Origin of the sequence: Escherichia sp. WS1118, assembly GCF_046487695.1 — a bacterium.
GTDB lineage: Bacteria > Pseudomonadota > Gammaproteobacteria > Enterobacterales > Enterobacteriaceae > Escherichia > Escherichia coli.
In genome coordinates, this window is record NZ_JBJQIZ010000018.1 from 1 (window position 1) to 16622 (window position 16622).

A 16622-nucleotide genomic window follows, 5' to 3' on the forward strand; every position below is an offset into this window, starting at 1 on the left:
ACTTTGCTGAACTGTTGCTGGAAGACTACAAAGCCTCCCTGAAATATCTCAGCGACCACCCGAAACTGCAGGGTATTGCCCAGCAGAACAGCTTTAAACACACCTGATAACATCACGTTGTAAAAACCGAATGCCCAACCTTTAAAAACAGGTGGGTATTCGGCTACTTATTAATTGCAATAATATATTACCTGTCTATTCATCGTGTTGATAAGATATATGTTATATGAATGTTATGGAGCATAGCGATACTGCTTAATATTACGATGATGAATTATTTGCTTACTATTAATTCCTCTTCGTTCTTAAGTCCCCTTTTTATATAATAAATCCAGTCATCCAGCCCGAGTATCATCGCTCATTATCATCCTGTTTTCCCGCTTCGTTTAAATTTATTTATCAATCAATTTGACTTAAGAGGGCGGCGTGCTACATTAATAAACAGTAATATGTTTATGTAATATTAAGTCAACTATGCAACCACTACATGGTAATTGTCTAATTGCGTACGCAAGACATAAATATATTCTCACCATGGTTAATGGTGAATATCGCTATTTTAATGGCGGTGATCTGGTTTTTGCGGATGCAAGCCAAATTCAAGTGGATAAGTGTGTTGAGAATTTCGTATTAGTTTCAAGAGACACGCTTTCATTATTTCTCCCGATGCTCAAGGAGGAGGCATTAAAACTTCATGCACATAAAAAAGTTCCTTCATTACTCGTTCATCACTGTACCAGAGATATTCCTGTTTTTCAGGAAGTTGCGCAACTATCGCAGAATAAGAATCTTCGCTATGCAGAAATGCTACGTAAAAGGGCATTAATCTTTGCGTTGTTATCTGTTTTTCTTGAGGATACGCAATTTATACCGTTACTTCTGAACGTGTTGCAACCGAATATGCGAACACGAGTTTGTACGGTCATCAATAATAATATCGCCCATGAGTGGACATTAGCCCGAATCGCTAGCGAATTGTTGATGAGTCCAAGCCTGTTAAAGAAAAAATTGCGCGAAGAAGGTACGTCATATTCACAGTTGCTTACTGAGTGTAGGATGCAGCGTGCTTTACAACTTATTGTTATATATGGGGTTTCAATTAAGCGAGTTGCAGTATCCTGTGGATATCACAGCGTGTCGTATTTCATTTACGTTTTTCGAAATTATTATGGGATGACGCCCACAGAGTATCAGGAGCGATCGGCGCAGGAATTACCGAACTGTGGCTCGGCGGCAAGTATGGCTGCGCAAGGGATTTTTTACGGCACTGACCGTTCTGCGGAAGGAATAAGATTATAGAGTTTTACTCAGACATAAAAAAAACCCGGCATAGGGGACCGGGAAGAGGATAGTCTGCCGTCTCCAGACTAATAAACCGTTATAACACTCCCTGTTGGCACGGGAAACTTTGTGCTCTCAGTAAGTTAAATATAACTTTTACTGGAAATAAGATCAGCCATTTTTTTATAAACATAAGCTATACGCTGTGTGAAAATATAATCGTGTTGCATTTACTTATTATCAATTAACTGTTATGCAAAACTACTTTGTGGATAAAATTTGGTCCTACCAAATATGGCAGTTTTTGCACACAGAAACAGTCTGGCGTCATTTCATTAGTATACTGACATTGAAATAATCGCAGTAATGAAATATAAGGGATAGTCATGGCTCATGTCTGCTCGGTGATCCTCGTTCGTCGTTCATTCGATATTCATCATGAACAGCAAAAAATATCGTTGCATAACGAGAGTATCCTGCTGCTGGATAAAAATTTGGCAGACGATTTTGCGTTTTGTTCACTGGATACGCGACGGCTGGATATCGAAGAGCTGACAGTTTGCCATTACTTACAAAATATTCGTCAGTTGCCACGCAATTTAGGATTGCATAGCAAAGACCGTTTGTTAATTAACCAGTCACCCCCCATACAGCTGGTGACGGCGATTTTTGATAGTTTCAATGACCCCCGGGTCAATTCGCCGATACTGAGCAAAATGCTCTATCTTTCCTGTTTATCAATGTTTTCTCATAAGAAAGAACTGATCCCCTTACTTTTCAATAGTATCAGTACTGTTTCAGGAAAAGTTGAACGCCTTATTAGCTTTGATATCGCTAAACGTTGGTATCTACGCGATATCGCAGAAAGAATGTACACCAGCGAGAGTCTCATCAAAAAAAAGTTGCAGGATGAAAATACCTGTTTCAGTAAAATATTACTCGCCTCCAGGATGTCGATGGCCAGACGATTACTCGAGTTACGTCAAATACCTCTGCATACTATTGCGGAAAAATGTGGCTATAGCAGTACGTCATACTTTATAAATACATTTAGACAATATTATGGTGTAACGCCACATCAGTTTTCGCAACATTCGCCGGGTACCTTTTCCTGACATATTTCGCATTTGAATATTGGTCAGGATCTCACGTCTGCTTCATGTGAAACTCTTTCCTGATGATTTCTGCCGGGCTACCGGCTAGTTCTCTTTCGCAGTTTGCCAGGCGGTATAGGTATTTTCAGGAGGAAAAGACTCGGCATGTTTGGGATTATTAAGCTAACAATTCATACGATTACGGGAATGTGGGTCAGTATTGTGCTTTTCAAATTGATGACGAATGGCTGGAGTGGTTTCTACTTTCAGTGCTGTGTACTAAGCCTGGTATTCCTGACGGTTAGCTGGTTGTTGAGTGGTGAATGGTTAGCAGGAAAGAGTAAGGCTGAACCCTCACGTTCAACCTTACTCTCATTTACACGTTACGCTTTTTTAAAGCGGGCAAAGAGATGTTCCACTACAACGAAAAAGACCGGAACGAAGTAAATTGCCAGCACTGTTGCGGCAAACATCCCGCCCATTACGCCGGTACCTACCGCGTTTTGCGCGCCAGAGCCGGCACCATGACTGATAACCAGCGGCAGCACGCCGAGAATAAAGGCCAGAGAAGTCATCAGGATTGGGCGTAAACGCATACGCGCTGCTTCGATGATTGCCTCTACCGGCGTTTTCCCTTCTTTCTGCATCATCTCAACGGCAAATTCGACAATCAGGATGGCGTTCTTGGCGGAAAGCCCGATGGTGGTCAGCAAACCAACCTGGAAGTAAACGTCATTACTTAAGCCGCGCAGATCGGTGGCCAGTAATGCGCCAACGACGCCTAACGGAACAACCAACATCACCGAGAACGGAATTGACCAGCTTTCATAAAGTGCGGCGAGGGCGAGGAACACCACGACCAGTGAAATGGCATATAGCGCGGGAGCCTGGTTTGAGGATAACGCTTCCTGATACGACAGTCCGGTCCATGAGTAGCCGACGCCTGCCGGAAGTTTTGCGACCAGGTCTGCCATAAATTTCATGGCGTCACCGGTACTTTTCCCGGCAGCCGCTTCACCTAAAATCTCCATTGACGGGATGCCGTTGTAGCGTTCCAGTCGCGGTGAACCATAGGTCCATTCGGTAGACGAATAGGCAGAAAGCGGTGCCATCGTGCCAGAGGCGTTGCGTACATACCATTGGTTGATGTTATCCGGCAACATACGGAACGGCGTGCCTGCCTGGACATACACTTTTTTCACCCGCCCCTGGTTGAGGAAGTCGTTCACGTAGCTGCTGCCGAAGGCGGTGGAAATTGTCTGGTTGATATCAGACAGCGCCACACCCATAGCCTCGGCTTTCGCAGCGTTGACGTTCACTTTGAACATCGGCGTATCTTCCAGGCCGTTCGGGCGTACCCCGATGACCTGATTCGGTGATTGCGCTGCCAGTGATAACAGCTCGTTTCGCGCCTGGGTCAGCTTTTCGTGCCCCAGATTGCCGTTGTCCAGCAGTTCCATATCAAAACCTGACGCGGTACCCAGTTCAGCCACCGCGGGTAAGTTGAACGGGAAGACGACGGCTTTATTGATACTGCTTAGCGCAATCATTGCCCGCTGAATAATCGCGGTAACCGAGTTTTCCTCGCCGACACGTTCAGACCACGGCTTGAGGCTGATAAACGCCAGACCGTTGTTTTGCCCCTGACCACTGAAGCCAAAGCCACCAACGGTAAACACCGACTGAACATTATTTTTCTCTTTTGTCAGATAATAATCCGTCACCTGTTGTAGCACTTTCGTGGTGTTAACCATGGTTGCACCGGAAGGTAACTGCGCGGTGGTCATAAATACCCCCTGATCCTCTTCTGGTAAGAAAGAGGTCGGCGTACGCAGGAACAGCACCGCCATCCCGGCGCAAATCAGCAGGTAGACCACCATGTAGCGACCGGTACAACGCAACAGCGAGCGGGTGCTGTCGGTATAGTGCTGAGTTGATTTTTCAAACAGCGTGTTGAAGCGTGCGAACAGGGCGTTAGGTTTGTGACCGCCCTCCGGCGCGGCTTTCAGAATGGTGGCGCACAGGGCAGGGGTCAGGCTCATTGCTACAAATACTGAAAGCAGCATGGAGGAGATCAGCGTGATGGAGAACTGGCGGTAGATCTCCCCGGTCGCACCGCTCATAAAGGCCATCGGCATAAACACTGCGGAAAGAACAACGGCAATCCCGACCAGCGCACGTTGGATCTGCCCCATCGATTTATGCGTCGCTTCCTTCGGCGGTAGCTTATCTTCCGCAATGACACGCTCGACGTTCTCCACCACCACGATGGCGTCATCCACCAGTAACCCTATCGCCAGCACCATCCCGAACATAGTTAACGTGTTGATGGTGAAACCGACCGCCGACAAGATCGCAAACGTCCCGAGAATAACCACCGGTACGGCAATCGTCGGGATGATTGTGGCGCGGAAATTCTGCAAAAACAGATACATGACCAGGAAGACGAGGATGATAGCCTCAACCAGCGTTTTGAAAACTTCCTGAATAGAAATTTTGATAAACGGTGTGGTGTCGTAAGGATAAACCGTCTTCAGGCTTGCAGGGAAATAAGCCGATAAACGGTTCAGCTCCTCTTTCACCGCTCGCGAGGTATCCAGGGCGTTTGCTCCGGTAGCCAGTTTGATGGCGATCCCAGCAGCAGGTTTGCCGTTATAGCGCGCCACGGTGGAATAATCTTCCGCCCCAAGTTCGACGCGGGCGACATCACGCAGCAGTACTTGCGAACCATCTTGCTGAACTTTCAACAGGATTTTGCCAAATTCTTCCGGCGTTTGCAGACGCGTCTGCACAATGATCGAGGCGTTCAGTTGCTGGTCTGCCGCCTGTGGCATGCCACCCAGTTGACCACCGGAAATCTGGTTGTTTTGCACCTTAATCTGGGAAATAACATCGGAAGGTACCAGGTTATATTTATTGAGTTTTTGCGGGTCCAGCCAGATACGCATGGCGTACTCGGAACCAAAGAGCTGTACGCTACCAACGCCCGCGGTACGGCTTAGCGGGTCTTTGATATTAGACGCTACATAGTCCGCGATATCGTACTGGTTGAGGCTGCCGTTATCAGAAATAAATGCCGCTACCATCAGGATATTACTGCTCGACTTATCGACGCTAATTCCCTGCTGCTGCACCGCTTCAGGTAATGAAGGCATAGCGAGTTGCAGTTTATTTTGCACCTGAACCTGTGCGATATCAGGTGATGTCCCCGTCTCGAAGGTCAGAGTGATGGAGGCATTACCTGCCGCATCGCTGGTTGAAGACATGTACATCAGGCCATCAAGCCCATTCATATTTTGCTCAATCACCTGAGTGACCGAGTCTTCTACCGTTTGCGCATCGGCACCCGGATAGGTTGCGCTGACGGTAATGGTCGGTGGCGCAATCTGCGGATACTGCGCAACCGGTAAGTTCATGATCGCCAGACCGCCTGCAAGCATCATAATAATGGCAAGTACCCAGGCAAAAACCGGGCGATCAATAAAATAGTTAGCCATGAAAGTCCCCTTAAGCCTGCAACGTTATTGTTTCGATTCGGTGCTGGCGTTTTCCTGGCTGGAGGAAATTGCACGTGCTTTGATACCCGGACGAATGCGTTGCAAACCGGAAACGATCACCCGATCGCCAGCCTGCAAGCCAGAGGTGACAACCCACTGGTCGCCGATGGCTTTGCTGGCTTCGATTTCGCGTAGCTGCACGACATCGTCTTTATCCAGAATGAGTGCCGTTGCTTTACCCTGGGCGTTGTGGGTGACGCCTTCCTGCGGCACCAGTAATACATTCTGGCGGCTACCTTCATCCACTAATGCCGTGACATACATGCCAGGCAGCAAGTCACCATTTGGGTTGGGGAAAATCGCCCGTAACGTCACGGAGCCCGTGGTTTCATCCACCGTCGGGTCGGAGAATTTCAGCGTGCCGGTCTGGCCGTAACGTTTACCATTTTCCAGATTGAGCTGTACTGGCGTACTGCCCTGAACCTGTTTGATTTGCCCACTGGCGACCTCTTCTTTCATGCGCAAGAAATCCTGCACCGACTGCGTGAGATCGACATAAATCGGGTCCAGACGTTGTACGGTAACCAGCGAATCTGCCTGATTAGCGGTAACGAGTGCGCCGACGGTCACCGACGATTTCCCGCTGACGCCCGTAATCGGCGAGGTGACATTCGCGTATTGCAGATTGATCGTCGCCTGTTCAACAGCCGCTTTGGCGACGGTGACATTGGCTTCTGCTTCATTCAACTGGGTGCGCGCGGTGTCGTAATCCTGACGGCTAACATAGTTGGTCTTCAGCAACGATGCCTGGCGGTTAAAGGTGATGCGGGCATTGCTGGCGGTAGAGAGCGCTTTCGCCAGCGAGCCTTTGGCGGAGTTCAGCTCAGCCTGTAAAGGCGCAGGATCAATCTGATACAGCGAATCGCCCTGGTTCACTTTATCGCCTTCGATAAAGTTGCGTTTAATGATAATACCGCCCACCTGGGGACGTATCTCGGCAACTTCATAAGGAACGGTTCTACCGGGCAATTCGCTCAACACATTGACCGAACCGGGGGAGAGTGTGACGACACCGACCTCAGGCGTCATGGCGGCGGCGTTTTCCGCCGATTTGTCATCGCAGGCGGTGAGCATCGCGCCGCAGAATAACAACGGTATTAACAGTTTTCTTCTTCTGTTCATTTTAGTCCCTGAAAATTCTTGAGAAATAACGGTTCTTTAAATTGCGCGCGAGGAGAGATATGAGGGATTTACAGACCAGCGGCATAGTGGGGTTGTCAGCCAGTAAGATGGGATGCAAGCACAGTGATCGACATGGTGAGGTCAACGACAAAAAAAATGTTGCCGTTCTGCCAACAGTTTCTGCCAGCATTCGGGCAACGAAGGGTTCTACTGGTGGATACACATACCAGGGGAATAAAGTCGTTTTCGTCTCTCCTTCAATAATCACCGGGGGTATTGAAATCAGCATCTGCATCCCTCGTCATGCCAGCCATCAATTTCAGTTGCTTATGTCCTTACTAAAAATAAGATGTGATACCCAGGGTGACGATGTCGCTCATACGTCTTAATTTCAGCTTGTACATAATGTTGAATTTCTGAATCTTTAATGTTTGTTGCGAAATGTTGAGCGTTGACGTGATATTGCTTTCATTTTTGTTTTTCAGAATCAGTTGCATAATTTTGAACTGATTATGTGAAAAACATAGTTGTGAATTCTTATGGGGCAAGTGTTTACCATAAGTAATCTCAAGAAGATTTTTGATACTTTCTTTACGGCTGACAAAATAAATAGGCGCTTTAGCTTTTAGTTTACTGATGTGATAAGGTGCCAAAACAATAATTCTCTCGGCATCTAATTTCTCCAGGAATTTAATCGCTTCTTCATCAAGGATATGGTTGTGATAGGTGTCAATGATCACCTTGAAGGGTTTATTGCCTACTTTTTTGATCTCTGACAGGGAATTGATTTTTATCATTTCGTGATTATCTTTCAACTGCCAAAAGCCCTGTAAAAGAAAAGAATCTTTCGTCATGAGAAAAATCATAACTTGCTCCTTAGCCGTTATCGTTTCGAACATGTCATCCTTTTCATTATTTACATCCTTGTCCGAATCGTTGTTCAATATAGTAAACGCCTATAAGAACTTTGCCCTTCGTGAACTAATACGTCTATTAACACTAATCAATACTTCAGATTTATCCATCACACACTCCATATATTGGTCCTAAGTAAGATTCCTGGTTGTTATCAGTTTGTAACTAGTAAACAAAAGGTTAACTTTTGCGGATTACTGCCCAAGAATAAGTTATCAATAACCAGTTTGTGATCTCTGAAGAATATTACTAAAGTTAAAATGTAATCCGATTTAAATATCGAGTCTCCTTGTTTCGACTTAGGCTGGCAATTGGATTGCCAGCTTTCTTTTAACGCATTGAAATTACCTGATTAAATAACTCATTCATGTCTTCAGGTTTTTATATAGCGTCTGGAGACACGGATATTTATGCAATGTAATCAACGCCAGTTGCAAAAAAATGAACCCGGATTACTTATTTAACCGCCCATAGCATCAACGCTTACGGAACTCTTTGTTCACTTTCCCACAGCACTTTTAAAACATTAAACCTGACCACGGAAAATATCAGCCATGATAATGTTTGAAATGGCTAATTTGCCATGGAACGAAAAAAATCAGATTAAATTCAGTAGGTTGAAATAATCAACAGCAGGCAATTGTTTCAATGATAGTGCGTAATTGAACTGAAACACTGTATAGCTAAGAGAGTATTAACTGGATCATAGTCACTTAATGTGACTATGATCCAGGTGGAAATAGGGATAATTATTGCTTTTTAACGAACAAACTGGCGAAGCTGAACAGACTGGCGGCGCTAAATATCAGTTCAATTCCCACCAGTGTGGAAACCAGCGTTACCGACACCATCGGCGTAGCACCAAGGAATATCCAGGCAATGACGATATCCAGCACACCAATAACGAGCTGTAGCCAACTGCCTTTCATTGAACGCTGACGATACCAACTCATCAGGCGAATAACCCCTGCCACACAGAACAAACCGGCAATAAATGCCGCAATGGCAAAAATGCCCAGCTCTGGTGCGCGGATGAAGAAATAGCCGATCAATAAATAGGCGACTGCGACGAGGAAACCGGATAATACCGGCCAGAAATTATGACTGCGGTTGCTGAATAGCCCGACAATAAGCGCAATGCCCGAGCAGATTAATAATGCACCCACTACTGTGCTTAAAATGTCGCCAGAGACGAACGGAAAACTGATACACAGCAACCCGACGATAAACAGCAGCACGGCAATAAACTGGATTGCTCTGCGATGTTTTTTAAGCATCTCCAGATCAAACTTCAAAATTGTTGCCTTATCTATATATAACATAGAACCACCCTATAAAATTAAGAAGAAAATCCCCTGCTATCAATCTATGCCAAAAACGCGTCTAAGAATGCAGTCGATTTAATAAAAATTTCCTAATTACAGTATCTGATGCATCTGTAACTCATTGTATTGAAATAAAAATATCTGATTTTGATATTTTCCATCAACATGACATATACAGAAAACCAGGTTATAACCTCAGTGTCGAAATTGATTCGTGACGGCTCTTTCACTTTATAGTTGAGGATATTACGATGAAAAAAGTATTAGGCGTTATTCTTGGTGGTCTGCTTCTTCTGCCAGTAGTGAGCAATGCAGCGGATGCACAAAAAGCAGCTGATAACAAAAAACCGGTCAACTCCTGGACCTGTGAAGATTTCCTGGCTGTGGACGAATCCTTCCAGCCAACTGCAGTCGGTTTTGCTGAAGCACTGAACAACAAAGATAAACCAGAAGATGCGGTTTTAGATGTTCAGGGTATTGCAACCGTAACCCCAGCTATCGTTCAGGCTTGTACTCAGGATAAAAAAGCCAGCTTTAAAGATAAAGTTAAAGGCGAATGGGACAAAATTAAGAAAGATATGTAATTCCGGGAATGCGTTACATCGTATTTCCTTGCATATTGAACAGGCCGGAATATCTTCTTTAAAAGCAGCTATTCCTCCTGTTTGTATATAATCTCTATATTGAATGGGTTACAAAATGAACATTTCATCTCTCCGTAAAGCGTTTATTTTTATGGGCGCTGTAGCGGCTTTGTCACTGGTGAACGCACAATCTGCGCTGGCAGCCAATGAATCCGCTAAAGATATGACCTGCCAGGAATTTATTGATCTGAATCCAAAAGCAATGACACCAGTTGCGTGGTGGATGCTGCATGAAGAAACAGTATATAAAGGTGGCGATACCGTTACTTTAAATGAAACCGATCTCACTCAAATTCCTAAAGTGATCGAATACTGCAAGAAAAACCCGCAGAAAAATTTGTATACCTTCAAAAATCAAGCATCTAATGACTTGCCGAATTAATAAGGTACAAGTAAAAAGGAGTAGCAAGTTGAGCCATCTTGCTGCTCCTTTTTGCATTTTTATATGACAGCAGAATTTATTATACGACTTATACTTGCGGTAATTGCCTGTGGCGCTATTGGCATGGAAAGGCAAATGCGCGGCAAAGGAGCAGGGTTACGCACACATGTATTAATTGGCATGGGAAGCGCCCTGTTTATGATTGTTTCGAAATATGGTTTTGCTGACGTGCTGTCTTTAGGTCACGTCGGACTGGATCCCAGCCGTATTGCTGCTCAGGTTGTGACGGGCGTCGGGTTTATCGGTGCAGGTAACATTCTCGTTCGTAACCAAAATATTGTAGGTCTGACGACGGCAGCGGATATCTGGGTGACCGCCGCCATTGGTATGGTTATTGGCAGCGGTATGTACGAACTGGGTATTTATGGTTCAGTGATGACCTTGCTGGTGCTGGAAGTCTTCCATCAATTAACCTTCCGCCTGATGAACAAAAATTACCATTTACAGCTGACATTAGTGAACGGTAATACGGTATCAATGCTCGACTGGTTTAAGCAGCAAAAAATAAAAACGGATTTAGTTTCGTTGCAGGAAAATGAAGATCATGAAGTGGTCGCCATTGATATCCAGCTTCATGCCACGACGTCGATAGAAGATCTGTTGCGATTATTAAAAGGTATGGCAGGGGTGAAAGGCGTTTCAATTAGCTAATCTGTATAGTTATTTATTCGCAGGAGTACCAGTGCGGTACTCCTGTTGGTTTTAATGATCGAGGACGATCAGTGGTGAATGGTTGGCAGGATCTTTAAGTACGGTAATATCCGCGCCGTAGAGCATTGTCAGCGCCTGCTGTGTCAATACGTCCTGCGGCTTACCATTTGCGATAACCTTTCCTTTTTGCATTAATACAACACGGTCTGCATAACGCGCGGCAAGATTTAGATCGTGCAATACGCAGCAAACATTGAACTGCCGTTCGTGAACTAACTGGCGTAATAAACGAAACAAGTGCTGCTGATGGTGAATATCCAGCGCCGAAGTTGGTTCATCAAGAAATAACCATTTCGGTGAGGGAGTAGGTTCCCAGAGTTGCACCAGCAGGCGCGCTAATTGCACGCGCTGTTGTTCACCACCGGATAATTGCCGATAGTTGCGGTTTGCTAACGCCTGACAGTCACATAACGCCATTATTTGTGCTGTTTCATTATCCTGATTACCAGTACGATGCGGATGCCGCCCCATCTGGATAACTTCTTGTACGCTGAATGGAAACGCCATGTGGCTATTTTGACGCATCACGGCCCGGTGTTTCGCCAGTTCAGTAATCGACCATTCATTTAATGGCTTATTAAACAACCGACATTCGCCGCTATCAGGTTGAAGATAGCCGGTTAGCTGGCGAAGCAGCGTAGATTTTCCCGCACCATTAGGCCCGAGGATGGCAACAATTTCCCCACCGGGAAAAGTCAGCGAGACATTATCAGTCAGACGCCGCCCCTGAAGGCTATAAACCAGATTCTGGGCGCTGATCATGTGATCCTCCGGTTGCGCAGAATTAACCACATAAAATAAGGGCCACCAAGCAGGCTGGTTAATAATCCCACGGGCATTTCTGCTGGCTGTACCAGCGTGCGGGCAAGCGTGTCTGCCATCAGCAATAAACAGGCTCCGGCGAGGGCGGAACAAGGGATTAGCCAGCGGTGATTTGCCCCGGTAGTCATGCGAATCAGATGCGGGATCACCAGGCCAATAAAGCCGATAATGCCGCTTACCGATACGGCAGCACCAACGAGCAGTGAGCTCACTAACAGTAATTGCTGGCGTTTACGCTTCACGTTCACGCCGAGGTAGTGGGCTTCTTCATCACCGAGCTGCAGTAAATTCAGCGTTCCGGCGAGACAAGTTGTTGCGATAATGGCCGGTAGGATGAATGAACTGGCAACCAATAACGTCGGCCATTGCGCCTGTCCAAGATTGCCCATCATCCACAATGTGAGTTGTCGTAGCTGCTGCTCATCGCCGATATAGCTCAGGATGCCGATCGCTGCGCCGCACAGGGCATTGATGGCGATACCGGCGAGTAATAATTGCATCATGCTGCCATCGCGATGGCGCTGCGTGATGAGAAAAATGATGGTGCAGACCACTAAACTTCCGGCAATGGCAAACACCATTTGCTCATAGAGCACCAGCACCACTGGGAAGGAGAAGGGCAGCACAATAGCAACGCCAACCATTAATGCAGAACCGCTACTGACGCCGAGTAATCCAGGGTCAGCCATTGGGTTGCGAAAAAGCCCCTGCATAATTACCCCGGCGGTTGCCAACGCTGCACCTACCAGCACCGCCAGCAAAACCCGTGGTAGACGAATATTGAGCCAGATATCGCGGTATTCCTCATCAAAAAGGGCATCAAAACTGATCTTTAACGCTCCCTGACTGGCACCAAACAGCACCAGAGCTAGCAATAATAGTGATAGCCCCATAAAGACCCTGGCGGAAGAGAGTGAATCCTTGAGCACGCAAAACTCCGTTACGACATTACGGCGCGGACATGCCGCGCCGGGGGATCACGCCGGTTTCAGGTCCGGTTCAATCAGACTGTAGACCTGCTGGTTAAGTGCTGGCGCATTTGCCAGTTCATGGATATGTGCGGCGACATCAGCACGGTTAATAAAACCATGACACTCCTGATTTTGTATCCGTTGTGCTTTGCCCGTTGCCGCACCATCAAGCAGACCGCCAGGGCGGAGAATGGCATAATCAAGCTGGCTGGTTTGCAACCAGCTTTCCGCCAGCGTTTTTTCCCGTACCGCCTGACCAAACGCAGCCTTTGCCCGCTCTGATAAAAACGGCCAGCTATCGCCGCATCCCAAAGAGGTCACCAGAATCATGCGACTGATGCCAGCCTTCTCGGCCTCATCAATCACTGTTCTGTGCGCCAGATAATCCTGAGCTCCGCCCATTGTTGAGATGATAAGCGCATCCGGGCCAGCTGCGCGGCAAGCAGCCGCGACTACGCTGGCATCACAGGCGTCGCCTGTAAAAACCTGTACGCCTTGTTGCGCCAGTTTCGTGGCGGCATCGGCATGACGAATGACAGCAACGACCGGACGTTGTTCCGCCAGCGCCAGTTCAAGCGTTCTGGCACCCACACCTTTTCCGCCTGCGCCAAAGAGTAGCCACGGTGTCATCAGGCGTGTTCCTTTAACGATACTGCCAGAGCATGGAAGGCGCTGACTTGTTCGCTCAGGAGCTGACGATGATCATCCCTACCGAGGAAGATTTTCAGCATTGCGCTGCCTTCCTTATTGAAAAAGAGAATAGAGGCGGTGTCCATGCCCATAAATTTACGTTCGATCAAGGCAATATGCGTGCAGTTTTCTGCTTTGATATGCCCGGACATGCCGTGCTTTCCGCGTAGGTTGAAATAGCCGTGGCGATGGAAACCCGAAGGCAGTTCGCCGCTAAATTCGAGTATTACATCGGTAGTATGTACTAACGTGGTGACGTTGCCCCATTCGCAGACGGTATCCCAGACAGTATCGAATTTATCACCTGACACAACAGTCGGAGAGGGCAGATTTTTCACTACCTCCAGCAGCGTGGTGTTGTATTGTTCGGCGATCGCCTCCAGCGTACCGTCTGGCTCCGTTTTCAAAAATTCCTGTAACGAGACATGGCTCATAAATCACTCCTGTTATGGTTTTTCAAGCGCAATTGCTGGCGCATTAAGTACCTGAATCAGTTCATTAAGAGACTGCAAAATGTTGCTTGCCCAGAAACGACCTTCATTGGTCAACCGCAGACACGTTGACGCATCGCGGCTTAAGCCTTTTTGGTGCCACTGGGCCAGTAACGGCGCGAGTTTTTCGGCATGTGGCGTAAGTTCGTCCAGCGGTACACGCGCCGTTTCAATGCCCGACTGCAAGGTATGACGCCACTGCGCGTTACGTTCGGCGTTACGCATGATCATCATCAGCGGTTTTTTGCCTGCCGCGACGGATTCATGCCAGGTCTGAAGATTGCGTTCGTTCATCCAGGAGTACCCATTAATCGAACCGCCGGCTCCGGAACCAAAGGCCAGACAATCGGCACCTTGTTTAATCAGCAGGTTATAGAGATTGCGTTCGCGTGTGGTACGGCCCCAGTGGCTGTTACTGATGCAGCGCCAACCGGCATCGTCCATAAAATCACATCCTTGCAGGTAAAGATCGCGACGTTCTGCCGGAGAGGGCACGGTAGTACGCCCATTTTCCACGGCTTTGCCCAGCGGTGTATTGGGCAGGACATTGAGCGCATAGAGATCGACGCCGTCGAGACCGATATCGCGGGCAATAGCCAGATCTTCTCCCCAGGTTTGCGCATCCTGACCCGGCAGACCAAACAGCAGGTCACAGACCACCGCGGCACGGTCGCGTTTGACCAGGCTTTCCATAAACGCAATAGCGGTTGGGCCATCCGAGGTGCGGGCCATTTTCTTGCGGATTTTGCTGTTAAACGACTGAATACCAATTGAGAAGCGGTTTGCTCCAGCATCAAGGCAAGCATCGATTCGCTCAGCGTCAAAATTCAGTACCCGGCCTTCAATAGTGATTTCACAATCAGGGGCCAGTGGCAGCTTTTCTCGTAATGTGGTGATGATTCTGGCCAAATCGTGTGCTGAAAGCGCGGAAGGCGTACCGCCACCGAAATAGACCGCGTGGATGGGGGCAGACTGATGCAATACGCTGTCTGCTTCCATTTCTATTTCACGAATCAGGGCGTCGGTATAATGAGCACACGCATCGTCATTAAAACGGTTCTGATAAAAACCACAAAACGTGCAGTGTGTCGCACAAAAAGGAATGTGTAGGTAAACCAGTCGCTTACGTGGTGATACCGTTTGATTGATCATCTCTTGCCAGGTCTGTGCCAGTTGCTCTTTGGCAACCGGAATGGCCCCACGAAACGGCATCATGGCGCGCCTGTCTTTAAAGGGCTGATCACCGTCTAAAGCAAAATGTGGCGTGAGATCCAGGGTGTTATTTGTGTTCATTCGTCTGATTTAAATCCATTTATTGCGGCCAAAGCTGCTGGTGTAAAGACTCAACGACATCAGCAATACGCGGACCCATTCCCAGAATCAGGTTTTGATCAACGGTGATAATGCGCTGGTTTTTCCATGCGGCAGTGTGGGTAATTCCGGCAATAGAACGTAGCCGATTAATATCGCCATCGACCATTTGTGAGGTGACGACAATCACTTCAGGGTTAGCCGCAATCAGCGATTCCGCGCTGTAGCTTTTGTACTGCTGGTGGGTAGCGACGTTTTCTGCTCCGGCAAGCGAAAGAATGGCGTCCGCGACGCTGCCTTTACCGGCAACCTGTGGCGCACTTCCGCCTGCGGAGAGAATAAACATGGCTTTAACCGGGGCTTTTTTGGCCGCCACGTTTTGCTGTACTCGCTCCAGGCGTTGGTTGATCTGTGTCACCAGCGCCTCGCCTTGTTCAGGAACCTGTAACGTTTTTGCCAGTTGGCGAATGTTGGCGTACATCTGCTCAAGGGTGGCTGGTACACGCGGCAGAGTGACGACGTTGACTTTTTGCGCCCGCAGTTGGTCGAGCACAATTTGCGGTCCTGCATCCTGCCAGGTAATTACGCTATCCGGGCGAAGTGACAAAATGCCTTCGCTGCTGAGTTGTTTCCAGTAACCAATATGCGGCAGTTTGGCGGTTTCTGGTGGATAGGATGTCGTTTCATCGACACCAACCACGCGTTTGCCAGCGCCCATCGCGTAGATTAGCTCCGTCAGCGATCCTCCTGCGACCACGATACGTTCGGCAGCCGTTACGCTAAAAGTCCAGCTAAGAGCCAGTAATGCCGTAAACAATTTTTTTCGTTTTACCATGGTCTTCGCGGCAGAGACCACGGCTGAAATACATAACGTTAGTGGGGAAAAAAGAAACGGCCTGGTGATGATCCTTGGCATAATGTGAGAACTCTTATCAAATTGAGAATGATCATGATTATCATTTGAGTTATATATGAAATACAACCGTCGATTCAATACGCACGGCGTTACAAGCGTATTTATTTTTGATTTTTATCAAGATGCTTCGTCAGCTAATGTTCTTGTTACCGATTAAATTTCAGCGCGGGAAAAAGCTGAGAACCCGGAGATATCGCGGCTTGCAGAGCAAAGAGAAGAGAAAATTATCACTGTTAACGACAACGTTTTGTGATGAGGTTGTGGGGGGATAGCCATAAACACAGGATGGTTTTCTGGATGCTGGATAGATTTCATAACCCCCTGTTTATT

The 16622-nt window shown here is 47.3% G+C and carries 17 protein-coding genes; 7 read left to right on the top strand and 10 right to left on the bottom strand.

Annotated elements, in window-relative coordinates; genetic code table 11:
- The 3 genes from ACJHYO_RS21480 to gadW all read left to right on the top strand — a co-directional run.
- Positions 1-107, top strand: a 107-nt coding sequence (locus tag ACJHYO_RS21480) for a hypothetical protein (protein ID WP_000385218.1), incomplete at its 5' end; no start/stop codon positions are given.
- Between the two features lie 367 nt (positions 108-474).
- Positions 475-1299: an acid resistance transcriptional activator GadX gene (gene gadX / locus ACJHYO_RS21485; protein ID WP_001357957.1), complete on the top strand. Its 825-nt coding sequence runs from the start codon at positions 475-477 to the stop codon at positions 1297-1299.
- A 368-nt stretch (positions 1300-1667) separates the two neighbouring features.
- Positions 1668-2396 (top strand): acid resistance transcriptional activator GadW, encoded by a 729-nt coding sequence (gene gadW, locus ACJHYO_RS21490; RefSeq protein WP_000951553.1) that lies wholly within the window; start codon positions 1668-1670, stop codon positions 2394-2396.
- A gap of 362 nt (positions 2397-2758) precedes the next feature.
- Here gadW and mdtF read toward each other — a convergent pair whose 3' ends face one another.
- Both mdtF and mdtE read right to left on the bottom strand, forming a co-directional pair.
- Positions 2759-5872, bottom strand: a complete 3114-nt coding sequence (gene mdtF / locus ACJHYO_RS21495; RefSeq protein ID WP_000024904.1) for a multidrug efflux pump RND permease MdtF — start codon at positions 5870-5872, stop codon at positions 2759-2761.
- 24 nt (positions 5873-5896) lie between these two features.
- Positions 5897-7006, bottom strand: coding sequence for a multidrug transporter subunit MdtE (gene mdtE / locus ACJHYO_RS21500; protein ID WP_001304950.1), 1110 nt, complete (start codon positions 7004-7006; stop codon positions 5897-5899).
- A 107-nt stretch (positions 7007-7113) separates the two neighbouring features.
- On the opposite strand from mdtE, the gene ACJHYO_RS21505 reads away from it, so the two are divergent.
- Complete coding sequence (locus tag ACJHYO_RS21505) at positions 7114-7443, top strand: hypothetical protein (RefSeq protein WP_001205317.1); 330 nt, start codon at positions 7114-7116, stop codon at positions 7441-7443.
- On the opposite strand, the gene gadE is transcribed toward ACJHYO_RS21505, so the two are convergent.
- Together gadE and hdeD are read right to left on the bottom strand one after the other, a co-directional pair.
- Complete coding sequence (gadE, locus tag ACJHYO_RS21510; RefSeq protein ID WP_000576690.1) at positions 7393-7920, bottom strand: acid resistance transcriptional activator GadE; 528 nt, start codon at positions 7918-7920, stop codon at positions 7393-7395. The genes ACJHYO_RS21505 and gadE overlap by 51 nt on opposite strands.
- Before the next feature lie 798 nt (positions 7921-8718).
- Complete coding sequence (hdeD, locus tag ACJHYO_RS21515; RefSeq protein ID WP_000965671.1) at positions 8719-9291, bottom strand: acid-resistance protein HdeD; 573 nt, start codon at positions 9289-9291, stop codon at positions 8719-8721.
- 254 nt (positions 9292-9545) lie between these two features.
- On the opposite strand from hdeD, the gene hdeA reads away from it, so the two are divergent.
- The 3 genes from hdeA (at position 9546) to ACJHYO_RS21530 (ending at position 11031) form a co-directional block, all read left to right on the top strand.
- Positions 9546-9878 (top strand): acid-activated periplasmic chaperone HdeA, encoded by a 333-nt coding sequence (gene hdeA, locus ACJHYO_RS21520; protein ID WP_000756548.1) that lies wholly within the window; start codon positions 9546-9548, stop codon positions 9876-9878.
- Between the two features lie 115 nt (positions 9879-9993).
- Entirely contained in the window at positions 9994-10320 is a 327-nt protein-coding gene (hdeB, locus tag ACJHYO_RS21525; RefSeq protein ID WP_001298717.1) for an acid-activated periplasmic chaperone HdeB, read from the top strand.
- 63 nt (positions 10321-10383) lie between these two features.
- On the top strand, positions 10384-11031 hold the full coding sequence (locus ACJHYO_RS21530; protein WP_000123131.1) for an MgtC/SapB family protein: 648 nt from the start codon (positions 10384-10386) through the stop codon (positions 11029-11031).
- Positions 11032-11082: 51 nt separating this feature from the next.
- Here the strand turns inward: ACJHYO_RS21530 and ACJHYO_RS21535 are convergent, their stop codons facing one another.
- From ACJHYO_RS21535 to chuT, 6 genes are read right to left on the bottom strand one after another with little or no spacing between them, the layout of a single operon-like run.
- Positions 11083-11853 (bottom strand): heme ABC transporter ATP-binding protein, encoded by a 771-nt coding sequence (locus ACJHYO_RS21535; protein ID WP_001332154.1) that lies wholly within the window; start codon positions 11851-11853, stop codon positions 11083-11085.
- A complete protein-coding gene (gene shuU / locus ACJHYO_RS21540; RefSeq protein ID WP_000910402.1) occupies positions 11850-12842 on the bottom strand; it encodes a heme ABC transporter permease ShuU/ChuU in 993 nt (330 codons plus the stop codon). Before shuU ends, ACJHYO_RS21535 begins: the two co-directional genes overlap by 4 nt.
- Before the next feature lie 48 nt (positions 12843-12890).
- Positions 12891-13514, bottom strand: a complete 624-nt coding sequence (gene chuY / locus ACJHYO_RS21545; protein WP_000189347.1) for an anaerobilin reductase — start codon at positions 13512-13514, stop codon at positions 12891-12893.
- Positions 13514-14008, bottom strand: a complete 495-nt coding sequence (hutX, locus tag ACJHYO_RS21550) for a heme utilization cystosolic carrier protein HutX (RefSeq protein WP_000020035.1) — start codon at positions 14006-14008, stop codon at positions 13514-13516. The genes chuY and hutX overlap by 1 nt, the downstream gene beginning before the upstream one ends.
- Before the next feature lie 12 nt (positions 14009-14020).
- Complete coding sequence (gene hutW / locus ACJHYO_RS21555; protein ID WP_001095620.1) at positions 14021-15358, bottom strand: heme anaerobic degradation radical SAM methyltransferase ChuW/HutW; 1338 nt, start codon at positions 15356-15358, stop codon at positions 14021-14023.
- Positions 15359-15377: 19 nt separating this feature from the next.
- The gene (gene chuT, locus ACJHYO_RS21560; protein WP_001312167.1) at positions 15378-16292 is read right to left on the bottom strand and encodes a heme ABC transporter substrate-binding protein ChuT; all 915 of its coding nucleotides are present in this window, start codon (positions 16290-16292) and stop codon (positions 15378-15380) included.
- Between the last annotated feature and the right edge of the window lie 330 nt (positions 16293-16622).